The sequence below is a fragment of the Streptomyces sp. NPDC087422 genome, from assembly GCF_044744145.1.
Lineage (GTDB): Bacteria > Actinomycetota > Actinomycetes > Streptomycetales > Streptomycetaceae > Actinacidiphila.
This window is the reverse complement of record NZ_JBIUXT010000015.1, coordinates 1-14,312: the sequence shown is the minus strand read 5'-3', so window position 1 is coordinate 14,312 and position 14,312 is coordinate 1. Positions and strand designations below refer to the sequence as shown.

At 72.2% G+C, this 14,312-nt stretch carries 12 protein-coding genes and 1 pseudogene; 8 read left to right on the top strand and 5 right to left on the bottom strand.

The genetic code is table 11. From position 1 onward, the window contains the following. Positions 1-233 precede the first annotated feature (233 nt). The gene (locus ACIO6U_RS32560; protein WP_401724589.1) at positions 234-1,262 is read right to left on the bottom strand and encodes a LacI family DNA-binding transcriptional regulator; all 1,029 of its coding nucleotides are present in this window, start codon (positions 1,260-1,262) and stop codon (positions 234-236) included. A gap of 144 nt (positions 1,263-1,406) precedes the next feature. Here ACIO6U_RS32560 and ACIO6U_RS32555 point away from each other — a divergent pair, with 144 nt between their 5' ends. Further along, a complete protein-coding gene (locus tag ACIO6U_RS32555) occupies positions 1,407-3,239 on the top strand; it encodes a glycoside hydrolase family 35 protein (protein WP_401724586.1) in 1,833 nt (610 codons plus the stop codon). Between the two features lie 32 nt (positions 3,240-3,271). Here the strand turns inward: ACIO6U_RS32555 and ligD are convergent, their stop codons facing one another. Then, on the bottom strand, positions 3,272-4,303 hold the full coding sequence (gene ligD, locus ACIO6U_RS32550) for a non-homologous end-joining DNA ligase (protein ID WP_391050262.1): 1,032 nt from the start codon (positions 4,301-4,303) through the stop codon (positions 3,272-3,274). A 77-nt stretch (positions 4,304-4,380) separates the two neighbouring features. On the opposite strand from ligD, the gene ACIO6U_RS32545 reads away from it, so the two are divergent. Further along, a complete protein-coding gene (locus tag ACIO6U_RS32545) occupies positions 4,381-5,442 on the top strand; it encodes an ATP-dependent DNA ligase (RefSeq protein WP_355343717.1) in 1,062 nt (353 codons plus the stop codon). Positions 5,443-5,478: 36 nt separating this feature from the next. Here ACIO6U_RS32545 and ACIO6U_RS32540 read toward each other — a convergent pair whose 3' ends face one another. Both ACIO6U_RS32540 and ACIO6U_RS32535 read right to left on the bottom strand, forming a co-directional pair. Beyond that, entirely contained in the window at positions 5,479-6,708 is a 1,230-nt protein-coding gene (locus ACIO6U_RS32540) for an extracellular solute-binding protein (protein WP_355343714.1), read from the bottom strand. A 323-nt stretch (positions 6,709-7,031) separates the two neighbouring features. Then, the gene (locus tag ACIO6U_RS32535) at positions 7,032-7,454 is read right to left on the bottom strand and encodes a secondary thiamine-phosphate synthase enzyme YjbQ (RefSeq protein WP_355343711.1); all 423 of its coding nucleotides are present in this window, start codon (positions 7,452-7,454) and stop codon (positions 7,032-7,034) included. Between the two features lie 444 nt (positions 7,455-7,898). Between ACIO6U_RS32535 and ACIO6U_RS32530 the strand changes: the two genes are divergently transcribed. The 3 genes from ACIO6U_RS32530 (at position 7,899) to ACIO6U_RS32520 (ending at position 11,178) form a co-directional block, all read left to right on the top strand. Continuing rightward, positions 7,899-9,104: an LLM class flavin-dependent oxidoreductase gene (locus ACIO6U_RS32530; RefSeq protein ID WP_355343708.1), complete on the top strand. Its 1,206-nt coding sequence runs from the start codon at positions 7,899-7,901 to the stop codon at positions 9,102-9,104. Between the two features lie 167 nt (positions 9,105-9,271). Further along, positions 9,272-10,105 (top strand): glycoside hydrolase family 3 N-terminal domain-containing protein, encoded by an 834-nt coding sequence (locus ACIO6U_RS32525; protein WP_355343705.1) that lies wholly within the window; start codon positions 9,272-9,274, stop codon positions 10,103-10,105. 230 nt (positions 10,106-10,335) lie between these two features. Beyond that, a complete protein-coding gene (locus ACIO6U_RS32520; RefSeq protein WP_391050270.1) occupies positions 10,336-11,178 on the top strand; it encodes an NAD(P)H-binding protein in 843 nt (280 codons plus the stop codon). A gap of 13 nt (positions 11,179-11,191) precedes the next feature. Here ACIO6U_RS32520 and ACIO6U_RS32515 read toward each other — a convergent pair whose 3' ends face one another. After that, entirely contained in the window at positions 11,192-11,728 is a 537-nt protein-coding gene (locus tag ACIO6U_RS32515) for a MarR family transcriptional regulator (RefSeq protein WP_355343699.1), read from the bottom strand. Positions 11,729-11,904: 176 nt separating this feature from the next. On the opposite strand from ACIO6U_RS32515, the gene ACIO6U_RS32510 reads away from it, so the two are divergent. From ACIO6U_RS32510 to ACIO6U_RS32500, 3 genes and pseudogenes are all read left to right on the top strand, one after another. Beyond that, the gene (locus ACIO6U_RS32510) at positions 11,905-13,044 is read left to right on the top strand and encodes an NAD(P)-binding domain-containing protein (protein WP_401724580.1); all 1,140 of its coding nucleotides are present in this window, start codon (positions 11,905-11,907) and stop codon (positions 13,042-13,044) included. Between the two features lie 232 nt (positions 13,045-13,276). Further along, the gene (locus tag ACIO6U_RS32505; protein WP_401314068.1) at positions 13,277-14,047 is read left to right on the top strand and encodes a (Fe-S)-binding protein; all 771 of its coding nucleotides are present in this window, start codon (positions 13,277-13,279) and stop codon (positions 14,045-14,047) included. Continuing rightward, a pseudogene (locus ACIO6U_RS32500) lies at positions 14,044-14,312 on the top strand ((4Fe-4S)-binding protein); the annotation flags it as partial. The gene ACIO6U_RS32505 and the pseudogene ACIO6U_RS32500, both read left to right, overlap by 4 nt.

Below are 14,312 nucleotides of genomic sequence, written 5' to 3'. Positions count from 1 at the left end.
CCTAGGGCCGTGAAGAGCCGGGAGCGAGTCGGGAGTGGTGGAGACTGTAGCGGCGATGGCATCGATAACACCAGAGCCCGACAGAGCTTCTTGCACAGGTGATAGCGGCCGACATTGGGCGGTCGTGCGGCCGGTGTGGTCCGGGAACGCGGACAGGCGGCGGCACGGACGGCAGGGGGACGTACTCCCCCGCGCGTGGTGACGCCCTCAGGCCGTCGGCCGGCGCCTGACCGTCAGCGGCGGGCGGGCGCCGTGCTGGCGCGGACGACCAGCGTCGGCTCCACGGAGGCCGGTTCCAAGGTGGCGTCCGGGTCCGCGATGTACCGCATGAGGTGGGAGACCGCGAGCGCCCCCATCTCGGCGAAGGGCTGGGCCACCGTGGTCAGCGAGGGCGAGCAGTACTCGGCGAGCGCGATGTCGTCCACGCCCACGACGGAGATGTCCTCCGGCACCCTGCGGCCCAGTTCGTGCAGGGCGCGGATGACGCCGAACGCCATCTCGTCACTGGCCACGAAGACCGCGGTGACGTCGGGGATCCGGCCGAGGATGAGGCCGTTGCGGTAGCCGGAGGCGGGCGACCAGTCGCCCGTCAGCTCCGGCGGCACCGTCCTGCCCTCCGCTTCGAGCACCGCGCGCCAGCCCTGCGACCGGCTCGCCGCGTCCAGCCACTCGCCGGGTCCCGCGACGTGCCAGACCGTCTCGTGGCCCAGGTCCAGCAGGTGCCGGGTGGCCAGCCGCGCCGCCGCCGACTGGTCGACGGCGACCACTTCGGTCGCCGACGTGCGCGAACCGTCGACGGTGATGGTGGGCACGGCGCTGGTGAGCTGCTCGATCTGGCGGCTCACATGGATCAGCGGAACGGCGAGCACGACGCCTTCGACGTGCTGGTCGGCCAGCCGCAGCATCGAGCTCTCGATGGCGGAGGTGTCCAGCGACGCCGTCGTGGCGGTGCTGACCGCGTAACCGGCCTCCTGAGCGGCCCGTTCGATGCCGAGGGTGAGGGCGGTGCGGGAGTAGAAGTTGGTCTGGAGGGTGACCACGCCGATGGTGCGGCTGCGGCCGGAGGAGAGCATGCGCGCCGCGTTGTTCCTGCGGTAACCGAGCTGGTCGACGGCGGCGAGCACCTTGGCGCGGGTCTTGTCCTGCACATTGGGGTGACCGGCCAGGGCCCGCGAGACGGTCTGCGCGGAGACCCCGGCGACCCGTGCGACATCCGCCATGCCGGGCGGACGGAAGGCGTCGCGCGCGCTCTGGTTCTTCATGGGTCCCTTCCGGCTGATCCGCTGCCGCCGATGATAGCGGTCGCACCCATCCAAAGGGGGCGCTCTCCAGCTCGTGGTCCCGCCCCGGACCGGCTGAAGGCACCGCGTTGGCATCGATAACAATCTGTGCCACAGTTCGGTGCTGTGAGCCTTCCGACCACCACCGCACCCGCGGACGCCAACGGCCGACCCGCGCCCCTGCTGTCGTATCCGCACGGCACGTTCCTGCGCGGCGGGCAGCCGCACCGCGTCCTGGCGGGGTCGCTGCACTACTTCCGGGTCCACCCCGAGCAGTGGGCCGACCGGCTGGAACGCCTCGCGGCCATGGGGCTCAACACCGTGGACACGTACGTCCCGTGGAATTTCCACGAGCCGCGCCGGGGACGGCCGTCCTTCGACGGCCCGCGCGACATCGAGCGGTTCGTCGCGCTCGCGCGGGAGACCGGCCTGGACGTGATCGTGCGCCCCGGCCCGTACATCTGCGCCGAGTGGGACAACGGCGGGCTGCCCGCGTGGCTGACCGGGACGCCCGGCATGCGGCTGCGCTCCTCGCACCGGCCCTTCCTCGACGAAGTGGCGCGCTGGTTCGACGCGTTGATCCCGCGCGTCGCCGCGCTCCAGGCGGCCTGCGGCGGGCCGGTGGTCGCCGTGCAGGTGGAGAACGAGTACGGCAGCTACGGCGACGACCACGGCTATGTGGCGTGGGTGCGCGACGCGCTGGTGGAGCGGGGCATCACCGAACTGCTCTACACCGCGGACGGCCCGACCGACCTGATGCTCGACGGCGGCGCCCTGCCGGGCACGCTGACCACGGCGACCTTCGGGTCCCGCGCCGCGCAGGCCGCCGAACTGCTGCGCTCGCGCAGAACGGGCGAGCCGTTCGTCTGCGCCGAGTTCTGGAACGGCTGGTTCGACCACTGGGGCGAGAAGCACCACATCCGGACCGTCGACAGCGCGGAGGCCACGCTCGCCGAGATCCTGGACGAGGGCGGCTCGGTGAGTGTCTACATGGCGCACGGCGGCACCAACTTCGGCCTGTGGGCGGGCGCCAACCACGACGGCGACAGGCTCCAGCCGACCGTGACCAGCTATGACTCGGACGCGCCGGTCGCCGAACACGGCGGCCTCGGCCCGAAGTTCTTCGCCCTGCGCGACCGGCTGCTCGCGGTGACCGGCGCGGCCGAAGCCTCCCGGCCGCTGCCCGCGACCGCGCCGCCGCTCACCGCTCGCGCGCTGCCCGTGGTCCGGGGCGCCGGTCTGCTGGCCGCGCTCACCGCGCTGTCGCGGCCGGTGGCGTCCCCGCATCCGCTGAGCTTCGAGGAGCTGGAACAGCCCTCGGGGCTGGTGCTCTACCGCGCCCGCCCCCGTCTGCCGCGCGGCCCGCGGGAGATCACCGTGCACGGGCTGCACGACCGCGCCCAGGTCTTCGTGGACGGCGCGCCCGCGGGTGTGCTCGACCGGGAGACCGGCTCGCTCACCGTCGAGGGCGCCGGCGAGCCCGTACTGCTGGAACTCCTGGTCGAGAACCAGGGCCGGATCAACTACGGTCCGCTGCTCGGCCAGGGCAAGGGCATCCTCGGCGGGGTCCGCGTCGAGCGCCGCCTGGTGCACAACTGGTCGGTCCACGGACTGCCGCTGGACGAATGGCCCGCGGCCGACGTGGAGCGCGCGCCGTCGGTCGCCCCGCCGTCCGGCGACGCGGGTTTCGCGACCGCCCGGTTCACGGCGGACGCCCCGGCCGACACCTTCCTGGCCTTTCCCGGCTTCGGCAAGGGCTTCGCCTGGGTGAACGGCACGCTGCTCGGCCGGTACTGGGAGATCGGCCCGCAGGTCACCCTCTACGTGCCCGCGCCGCTGCTGACGGCCGGCGAGAACACCGTCACGGTGCTGGAGCTGGAGCGTTTCGGCGACCGCGTCGAGCTGCGCGACCGGCCGGAGCTGGGGCCGACCGAGGAGTACGTCGAGACGTTCGACTGAATCGCGCGGCCGGAGGCCACCGCTTCGCGTCGCTACCCGTCCGCGTCGCTGTCCGACGCGGCCTTCTTGGCGCGGCTCGGCTGCACCCGCTTGGGCTCGCCCTTCATCTTGGGGTGCTCCGGCGGGTAGGGCAGGTCGCCGAGGCCGTGCTCCCGCTCGTCCTTGTCGGCCAGTTCGAGCGCCGCGTCCAGCCGGAAGGCGTGCTCGTCCATGTCGGCGTGCACGTCGCCGACCTCCGCGAACCGCCCCGGCATGGTGCCCAGGTCGAAGTCCTCGGGCACGGCGCTGCTCACCTCGTCCCAGCGCAGCGGCGCCGAGACCGGGGCGTGCGGGAACGGCCGTACGGAGTAGGCGCTGGCGATCGTGCGGTCGCGCGCGGTCTGGTTGTAGTCGACGAAGATCCGCTCGCCGCGCTCCTCCTTCCACCATGCGGTGGTGATCCGGTCGGGCGCGCGGCGCTCCAGTTCGCGGCCGATCGCGATGGCCGAGCGCCGTACCTGGGTGAAGGTCCACTCCGGCGCGATCGGCACAAAGACGTGCAGGCCGCGTCCGCCGGAGGTCTTCGGCCAGCCGGTCAGGCCGAGTCCGTCCAGCACCTCGCGCAGCATGAGCGCCGCGCGTACGGCGTCGCCGTAGTCCGTGCCGGGCTGCGGGTCGAGGTCGATGCGCAGTTCGTCGGGGTGGTCGGTGTCGGCGCGGCGCACCGGCCAGGGGTGGAAGGTGAAGGTGCCGAGGTTGGCGGCCCACAGGACGGCGGCGGTCTCGGTGGGGCAGATCTCGTCGGCGTACCGGCCGCTGGGGAAGGCGATCCGGGCGGTGGGGATCCAGTCGGGCAGATTCTTCGGGGCCCGCTTCTGGAAGAAGGACTCGCCCTCCACGCCGTGGATGTAGCGCTCCAGTGTGGTCGGCCGGTCCCTGACCGCGCGCAGGATGCCGTCACCGACGCTGAGGTAGTACCTCACCAGGTCGGCCTTGGTGAATCCGCGCTGCGGGAAGTAGACCTTGTCGGGGTGGGACACCCGGACGGCCCGCTCGCCGACGGTCAGTTCCAGCGTCTCGGCCATGCGACCACGCTAGGCCGTACGGCCGGGCGGCGCCCGTCGGCGGGCGCCGCCGGGCGGGGCCGCGCACAATCACCAGCATGGACCTTCCGGTGATGCCCCCTGTGCGGCCGATGCTGGCGAAGTCCGCCGCGGCCGTCCCGCCCGGCATGCTCTACGAGGCCAAGTGGGACGGTTTCCGGGCGATCGTCTTCCGCGACGGCGACGAGATCGAGCTGGGCAGCCGCTCGGGCAAGCCGCTGACCCGGTACTTTCCCGAGCTGGTCGAGGCGCTGCGGGAGCGGATTCCGCCGCGCTGCGTGCTGGACGGCGAGATCGTCATCGTGCGGGGCGGTCGGCTGGACTTCGACGCGCTGCTGGAGCGGATTCATCCGGCGGAGTCCCGGGTCCGCCATCTGGCGGAGGTGACGCCCGCGTCCTTCGTCGCCTTCGACCTGCTGGCCGTGGGCGACGAGACGCTGCTGCCGGTGCCGCAGCGGGACCGGCGCGAGGTGCTGGTGGAGGCGTTGCGGGAGGCGACGGCGCCGGTGTTCACCGCGCCCGCCACGCAGGACATCGACACGGCCAAGGAGTGGTTCTCCCGCTTCGAGGGCGCCGGTCTCGACGGGGTCGTCGCCAAACCCCTGCATCTGCCGTACCGGCCGGGCGAGCGGGTCATGATCAAGGTCAAGCACGAGCGCACCGCGGACTGCGTGGTGGCCGGGATGCGGCTGCACAAGAGCGGTCCCGTGGTCGGCTCGCTGCTGCTCGGTCTGTACGACGCCGAGGGGATGCTTCAGCACGTCGGCGTCTGCGCGTCCTTCCCGATGCGCCGCCGCGAGGCGCTGATGACGGAGCTGGAGCCGCTGCGGATGGCGTCCGTCGAGGGCCATCCGTGGCAGGAGTGGGCGAGCGAGGAGGCGCAGGCCGCCGACCGGCTGCCGGGCGGTCCCAGCCGGTGGACCGGCAAGAAGGACCTGTCGTGGATCCCGCTGCGCCCCGAGCGGGTGGTCGAGGTGGCCTACGACCACATGCAGGGCGACCGGTTCCGCCACACCGCGCAGTTCCGCCGCTGGCGCCCGGACCGGGAGGCCGCGGAGTGCACGTACGCGCAGTTGGAGGAGCCGGTGGGGTACGACCTGGCGGAGGTGCTGGGTGCCTGACCGGCCGTGCGGCGGCGCCCTCGTCCGCTCCTCGGACTACCTGGCGCCGTCGCTGCGCTGGGCGTCGCGCTGGAGGCCGGCCAGTACGACCTTGGGGTCGCGGTGCACGGCCTGTCCGATGTCCTTCTTCAGTTCGGCGCTGACCGGGGCCCAGGACGCCTTGGCGACAGGATAGAACGCCGCGTCCGACAGCAGGTTCATGAATGGCACGAGATCGCGGTACCGCGGATCCATCCTGACCGTTTCCGCGACTTTCACCGTGACCGGGAGCAACTTGTACTCCTGTTGGAATTTCAACAAATTCTCTTCGCTGTATATGTACTGGAGGAACTTGGCGTCGGCCTCCCGGTGTCCCTTCTGCCGGAAGGCCATCATCCAGTCGGCGTTCCCGAGCGCCTGCGAACTGGGGCCCGTCCTTCCGGGAAGCGGCGCCACTCCGATGTCGATTCCGGCCGCCTTCGCGGAGGGAAGCAGCGTCAGATGGCCGTTGAGCATCCCCGTGCGGCCCGCGAGGAAGTCGCTGAAGGCATCGCTGACACTCGTCCTGGCCGGGTCCTTGGGGCCGACGAGACCGGCGTCGACGAGGTTCTTCTTCAGCCAGACGAAGGCGTCGACATTGCGCACCGAGTCCAGGTTGTACGAGCCGACGTTGTCGGTGTAGCCGCCGTCGTTGCCGATCATCCACATCATGGTCTCGGCTTCCGCTTCCTGCGGGCCGAGCGGCAGTCCGTACGGCACCGGGACGCCGTGCTCCTTGAGCTTGACGGCGTCGCGCCTGATGTCGGCCCAGGTCTCCGGGGCGCGGGTGATGCCCGCGCGGGCGAAGAGCTTCTTGTTGTAGAAGAACATCCGGGTGGAGGCGACCCACGGGATGCCGTACTGCACGTGGTTGACGGAACCGGCGTCCGTCAGCGACGGGACGAAGGCGGACTGCATGCTGATCGGGAACAGTTCGTCCGCGCTGTAGAGCTGCTTGCCGTCGCTGAAGGCGCTGAAGGAGTCGAGCTGCGCGAGATCGGGCGCCTGGCCGTCCTCGACCATGGTGGCGACCTGCGCGTCGGCGTCGGCGACGGGCACGAACTGCACGTCGATCGTGATGTTCGGATTCCGCTCCTCGAACGAGCGGGCCAGGCTGTTCCAGGTCTGGGCCACCGGACTCGCGGTCTTCAGACCGCTGTAGTCGGTGGCGACCACGTGCAGGGTGATGGCCTTGCTCCGCGGTGAGGTGTTCCCGCACGCGCCGAGGGTGGTCACCGCCAGCACCATCGAGCCACCGACCGCCGCTAAGCCCAGGAATCGTCGCCGCCGCACCGCTTTCTACCGCCTTCGTATATTACTCGCCCCGTATTAGCCGTGCCGAGTTTTCCGCATGACTTCACCAACGGTCAACACCACACGTGATATCCCGTCAGAAGAAGCGGAGCGCCCAGGTACAACACATCGCGGTATTTCGGAAATCGCGCCAGTCATATCCGCCGCAAAAGGCTGATATGACTGGCGCGATGTGTGTCGGGGCGTCGGGATGTGGCGGCGCTCCAGATGGAGCGGCGCGGCGTGCGGGTCAGCGCTTCTCGGCGAGCGCCCGCCGGTCAGCCCAGAAAGCTCAGCCTGACCTGGCGGCGCGGATTGTCGACGTTGGTGTCCACCAGGACGACCGACTGCCAGGTGCCGAGTTCCAGGCGGCCGTCCAGTACCGGCAAGGTGGCGTGCGGCGGGACGAGCGCGGGGAGTACGTGGTCGCGGCCGTGCCCGCGGCTGCCGTGGCGGTGGCTCCAGCGGTCGTCGGCGGGGAGCAGGTCCTGGAGCGCGGCGAGCAGGTCGTCGTCGCTGCCCGCGCCCGTCTCGATGACGGCCACGCCCGCGGTGGCGTGCGGCACGAAGACGTTCAGCAGCCCGTCGCGCCCGGCCGCCGCCTCGCGCAGGAACGACGCGCAGGCGTCGGTGAGGTCGTGGACGGTCTCGCTGGAGCCGGTCGCGATATCGATGACGCGTGAGGTGAGGTTGTCGGCCATACGTCCATGGTCACTCAATTCCGCGGGACGGCGGGGGTGTCGGCGCGGCGGGTCGCCGGGGTCCCCGTGCCCGGCAGCGGGGCGCGGGCTCCGGCCCGGCGGGCGGCTCGCGCCGCGATCAGCCGCGTTCCGCCGCCATCCGCGAGGTGAGACGGCGTTGACCTGCCGACGGACGCGTGACTACCGTCGTTGTATGCCGCGTCCCTGCATGCTCACCTCGCGTGGTCACATCGACCTCCTGCGGGTGGCGTCTGCCGCGTGTTGTCGCGGTCGCTGACGTTTCGCGCCGCTTCCCCTCCCCCGCGCTTCCGTAGCTCTTCTTCGCGTTCCGGCCCCGCCGGTCCCCTCGGGACGTCCCCGCGGTGATCCGGCGGACCTCCCGTGCCGCGCGCCGGGATCCCGCCGGACCGCACCGGATCCCGCCCATCGAAAGGCGTCCGCCCGATGTCCGTACACCTGCACTGGTTCCTGCCCACCGGCGGCGACGGCCGCACCCTGGTGGACCGCCATGTCTACACCGACGGAGGCGTGAAGCGCTCCCGGATCACGCCGGTCTCCGGCATCCGCGCCCCCGACATCGAGTATCTGGCCCAGATCGCGCGCGCCGCCGACCAGTTGGGGTTCGAGGGGGTGCTGACGCCGACCGGTACGTGGTGCGAGGACGCGTGGCTGACGACGCTGGCGCTGACCCAGCACACCGAGCGGCTGAAGTTCCTGGTCGCCTTCAGGCCCGGGGTGATCTCGCCGGTCCTCGCGGCGCAGATGGCGGCCACGTATCAGCGGATCAGCCGGGGGCGGCTGCTGCTCAACGTGGTGACCGGCGGCGACTCCACCGAGCAGAAGCGGTTCGGCGACCATCTGGACCACGACAGCCGGTACGCGCGCACCGCGGAGTTCCTGTCGGTGGTGCGCGGGGTGTGGGAGGGCAAGCCGTTCGACTACGACGGCGAGCACTACCAGGTGGCGGGCGGGCTGGTGGCGCTGCCGCCCGAGCCCCGCCCCGACATCTTCTTCGGCGGTTCCTCTCAGGCCGCCGGGCCGGTCGCAGCCCGGTACGCCGACGTCTATCTGACCTGGGGCGAGCCGCCCGAGCAGGTGAAGCGGAAGATCGACTGGATCAGGGGGCTCGCGGAGGCCGAGGGCCGTACGGTCAGATTCGGCATCCGGCTGCACGTCATCGCGCGGGACTCGGCCCGCGACGCGTGGGCGACCGCGGACCGGCTGCTGGCCGACCTCGACGAGGACACGGTCGCCGCGGCCCAACAGGCGCTCGGCCGCAGCGAGTCGGTGGGCCAGCAGCGGATGCTGGCGCTGCACGGCGGGCAGCGGGACAAGCTGGAGATCTCGCCGAATCTGTGGGCGGGCGTCGGGCTGGTGCGCGGCGGCGCCGGCACGGCGCTGGTCGGCGCCCACGCGGAGGTCGCCGACCGGATCGAGGAGTACCACGCGCTGGGCATCGACCACTTCATCTTCTCCGGCTATCCGCACCTGGAGGAGGCGTACTGGTTCGGCGAGGGCGTCATGCCGGAACTGGCCGCGCGCGGTCTGCTGGAGGCCCTTCCGTCGCCGCTGTCCGCCGTGCCCGCCGCCAACGGCCGCCCGCCGTCCGCTCCGGGCGGGGCGCCGCTGCTGCTGTCCGGGGGCCGCTGAGCGGTCCGCGGCCGTGGGGCCGGCTGTGGGCGCGGGGGTCACCGGGGGGACGCGGACCTGGGGTGATTGCCGCCTCCGGGCATTGGTCTGTACCATTCGGCGGGCCTCGGGATATCGCCGGGGCTCGGGACATCCGCCTCTGTCGCGCCCCGAAGGGGGACCACCACGTGAACGCGCTGCACCGGCTCGCCGTGCTCGTCGACTCGTGCCTGCTGCCCGCCGTCGACGGCGCGGACGAGAGACTTCCCGACTGGATCCTGCGCGGCCTGGAACGCGGCACCCCCGGCGTCGCGGTGCACGCCCGCGGCCAGGCGGCGCGCAAGGCGTCCGACACGCTGCGCGCGGCGCTCCCCGACGCCCTCACCGGTCACCCGGAGCCGCACCGGCCGGGTGGCGGCAGCGCCGCGGCGGCCGAACTCATGGCGGCCGGTGCCAATCTGCACCTCGCTGTACGGCCCGGCACCCGCGCCGACGAGACGCGGGTCTTCGTGACCGACCTCCAGACGCACGGAGTGGCCGCCGCGCTGGGGCCGTTCACCGGTACGGGCAGCCTGCGGCCCTTCGCCGAGGGGGCCGCGGCCGGTGTCCGCGCGATCACCGCGGGGCGCTCCCCCGTACCCGGCGAGGACGGTCTGCCCGCCACGCTCAGCGGCCCGGCCGTCACCGGCATCCTGCGCGGCGAGCTGGGTTACGGCGGGGTCGTGGTCAGCGACACCCTGGACGCGCCGTCGATCGTCGACGGCTGGGGCGTGCCGGGCGCGGCCGTGCTCGCCTGGATCGCCGGGGTCGACCTGGTACGCCTCGGCCCCGCGAGCGGCGCGGGTGTGCACGACGCGATCCACACGGCCGCGGCCCGCGCGGTCGCCGACGGCGACCTGCCGCTGTCCCGGCTGGAGGAGGCGGCGGAACGCGTCTCCCGGCTGCGGCGCTGGGCCTCGGAACCGCGCATGCCCGCCCCGGCCGGGGTCACGGGTCCGTCGGCCCGCACACCGGCCCCCTGAGGCGGCGCACGCTCCTCGGATCGCGGCGGCGGCGCGGGTCCGTCGCGTGTCGGCGCCCTGTCACCGATCCGTTTGACAGCCCTGGAGATGACGCCCATATTTATCTGCGTGACACAGATTCTTCGTGGCGCATAGTTTTCGCCACGACTGCTCCCTCCGACCTTCCGTCGGCCGCACGGCTCCTTGTGCCACCCGCTCCCAAGTCCTTTCCACGAACGGGGAACACCGCCATGACCGTCCTCATCACCGGAAGCCGCGGGCGCGTCGCCCGCGCCCTCACCGCGCTCCTTCACGACCGGGGCGCCGACGTACGCGTCGCCTCGCGGAAGCCGGAGGAGGTCGAACCGCCGGAAGGGGTGCGGACCACCGCCCTGAGCCTGGACGACCCGTCCGGCTTCCCCGCCGCGCTCGCGGGGGTCGACTCGGTGTTCCTCTACGCCGAGGCGTCGCACATCGGCGCGTTCCTGGAGCAGGCGGAACGGGCGGGGGTCGGGCACGTGGTGCTGCTCTCGTCCGCCAGCGTCATGGAGCCCGACGCCGAGCGGGACCCGATCGCCCGGCACCACCTGGAGGTGGAGACCGCGCTCGCCGCCTCACCGATCGCCTCGACCGTGCTACGCCCCGGCGCCTTCGCCGCCAACGCCCTCCAGTGGGCGTGGCCCATCAAGGCGTCAGGCGCGGTGAATCTGCCGTATCCCGGCGCCCACACCGACCCCGTGCACGAGGCCGATCTCGCCGAGGCGGCCTGCGCGGCGCTCACCGATTCCCGTGTGCGCGGCGGGACGTACCACCTGACGGGGCCCGAGTCGCTGAGCTTCGCCGAGCAGGTCGACGTGCTCGCGGACGCCACGGGACAGCCGATCTCCGCCGTGCCGGTCAGCCGTGAGGCATGGCGGGCGGAGACGGCGGAGCATCTGCCCGAGGCGTTCGCCGAGGCGCTGCTCGACTGGTGGAAGGCGCTCGACGGTACGCCCACGGAGGTGACCGACACTCTTGAACGGCTGATCGGGCGTCCGCCGCGCACCTTCGCGTCCTGGGCGGCGGAGAACGCCGCCGCCTTCACCCGCCCGTAGCGGGTACGGCGGATCAGGCCCCGGCGGCGCCCCTGTGCTCCTCGCCCGCGCCGCCGGGGTCGGCCACGTCACCCGCCCGCAGCCGCGCGATCTGCGCGGTGCTCAGGTCGACGGTGCGGCGCATATGGGCGAGCAGGAGCGCGAGTTGGTCGTCGTCGTAGGAGTCGAGCATCCGCCACCAGCCGCCGCTCAGGCCGCCCCACACACGGCCGAAGTCCGCCATCCGGTCGGGCACGGTGGTCACCATGACCCGGCGCCGGTCCTCGGTGTCCCGCTCACGGACCACGTAACCCGCGCGTTCCAGCCGGTCCACGAGCCGGGTGGCGGAGCCGGTGGTGAGGCCGGTCAGCTCGGCGATCCGCCCGATGGTGACCGGGCGCGACTCCAGGCTCAGCAGATTGAGGCACTGCACGTCCGTGGGGTGCAGCCCGAAGTAGTCGGCGAGCGCCTGGTTGAACAGGGCGTACGACGCCGTGTAGTGGCGCGAGGCCACGGACAGCTCGGACAGCAGATCGGAGCGGCGGCCGGTGGGGGCGTCGGTCCGCGCCATGGTGCCTCCTGCGTGGTTCCGCGCGGCCGTGGAGGCCCGCGCCCGTGCCGTCGCGCTTCTCTGCGCGACGCAGACAGTTTGGCAGACCGCCGCCCGCCCGGACACCGACGTCTCCCGCGTCCCCGGCCGCCCGCGCGCGGGGGAAGCTTTCACTCGCCCCCACCGTTGGGTGAAACATGAACGACTTGGGTGACGCGGCGGACGGGCCGGACGTGTCCGGCGTGCGGGACGTGCGGACGGTCGTGGTCGGCGCCGGGCAGGCGGGGCTCTCGGCCGGGTATTTCCTGCGCCGCGCGGGGCTGCGGTCCGGCACGGACTTCGTCGTCCTCGACCACTCCCCCGGCGCGGGCGGCGCCTGGCAGTTCCGCTGGCCGTCGCTCACCTACGGCAAGGCTCACCGCGTACACGAACTGCCCGGTATGCCGCTGGGCGACGCCGACCCCGACCGGCCGTCCGCCGAGGTGGTCGGCGAGTACTTCGCGCGCTACGAGCGGGAGTTCGACCTGGATGTCCGGCGGCCGGTCGACGTCACCGCCGTACGGGAGGGGGTCGCGGGGCGGCTGCGGGTGGAGACCGACGCGGGTGTGTGGTCCACGCGGACGCTGATCAACGCGACCGGCACCTGGGACCGCCCGTTCGTGCCGTACTACCCGGGCCAGGAGACCTTCCTCGGGCGGCAGTTGCACACGGCGGAGTACCGGGGATCGGCGGAATTCGCCGGGAAGCACGTCCTGGTGGTCGGCGGCGGTACGTCGGCGGTGCAACTGCTGATGGAGCTGGCCGAGGTCGCCCGCACCACCTGGCTGACCCGCCGCCCGCCGGTCTTCCACAGCGCGCCCTTCGACCAGGAGTGGGGACGTTCCGCGGTCGCCCTCGTCGAGGACCGGGTGCGCCGGGGGCTGCCGCCGCAGAGCGTCGTCAGCGTCACCGGGCTGGCCGCGACCGACGCGATCCGCGACGCGCAGGACCGCGGAGTCCTGCGGCCCGAGCCCGTCTTCGACCGGATCACCCCGCACGGCGTCGCGTGGTCCGACGGCCGCACGCTGGACGCCGACGTCATCTTGTGGGCGACCGGCTTCCGCGCGGCCCTCGACCACCTGGCCCCGCTCAAGCTGCGCGAGCCCGGCGGCGGCGTCCGGCTCGACGGCACCCGCGTGGTCAAGGACCCCCGCATCCACCTGGTCGGCTACGGCCCGTCGGCGAGCACGATCGGCGCCAACCGGGCGGGGCGAAGCGCCGTACGCGAGATCCGCGCCTTCCTGGCCACCCGAACAGCCGAACCCACGAGCGAGCGTTCGCTCGAACGCGTGCACTGAACGCGAGTTGTCCCCTGCGACCCACGGGGACGCGTGATGCTTACCGACCGTCCCGGGAGGGGCGGCGCTCCGCGTTGTCCGCCGCTCCGGTCGTCGGCACGCCTGCCGCTCTGGCCACCGATTCCGATAAACATCGGATGTCTCGCTTCCCCGCGTCACGCCGTTGCGGCAGTATGAGCGCCATGGGTCATCGTCAGTCGCACGGCCTGCCGCGGCGCGGCGCGGAGGAGACATGCGCGTAGCGCTTTTCGTGACATGCGTGAACGACCTGCTGTACCCGGACACCGGGCGGGCCGTCGTCACCCTGCTGGAACGGCTCGGCGTCGAGGTGGACTTCCCCACCGCCCAAACGTGCTGCGGACAGCCCCAGTTCAACACCGGCTACCGGCACGAGACAGAGCCGCTGGTCCGCCGCTACGCCGCCGCCTTCGACGCCTACGACCACGTGGTCACGCCGTCCGGCTCCTGCGCGGCCATGGTGCGCGACAACTACCCGCGGATCGCCGCCAAGGCCGTCGCCGAGGGCCGCGACCGGGGACTCACCGAGGCCGCGGCGAGCGCCGTGCCGAAGACGTACGAACTCACGGAGTTCCTGGTGGACGTGCTGGGGGTGACGGATGTGGGCGCGTACTTCCCGCACACGGTGACCTATCACCCGTCCTGTCACGGGCTGCGGATGCTGGGGCTCGGTGAGCGGCCCCGGCGGCTGTTGGAAGCCGTGAGGGGGCTTGAGCTGCGGGAGTTGGAGGGTGCGGAGGAGTGCTGCGGCTTCGGCGGCACCTTCGCCGTGAAGAATCCCGACGTCTCGGCCGCGATGGGCGAGGACAAGGTGCGGCACGCGCTCGACAGCGGCGCGCAGGTGCTGTGCGGCGCGGACAACTCCTGCCTGATGCACCTGGACGGTCTGTTGCGGCGGCAGGACGCCGACCTGCGGGCCGTACATCTGGCGGAGATCCTCGCGTCCACCGAGGAACAGCCCTACCGGCAGGAAGTGGTCCGATGAGTGGTACGTATCTGGGTCTGCCGTCGTTCCCGAAGGCCGCCGCCTCGTCCACGAAGGACACCCAGCTCCGCGCGAACCTCACCCACGCCACCCACACCATCCGCGACAAACGCGCCAGAGCCATCGCAGAACTCGCCGACTGGCCCCAACTCCGCGCAGCAGGCGCCGCCGTCAAGGACCACACCCTGCGCCACCTCGACCACTACCTCCTCCAGCTCGAGGAGAACATCACCGCCGCCGGCGGCACCGTCCACTGGGCCCTGGA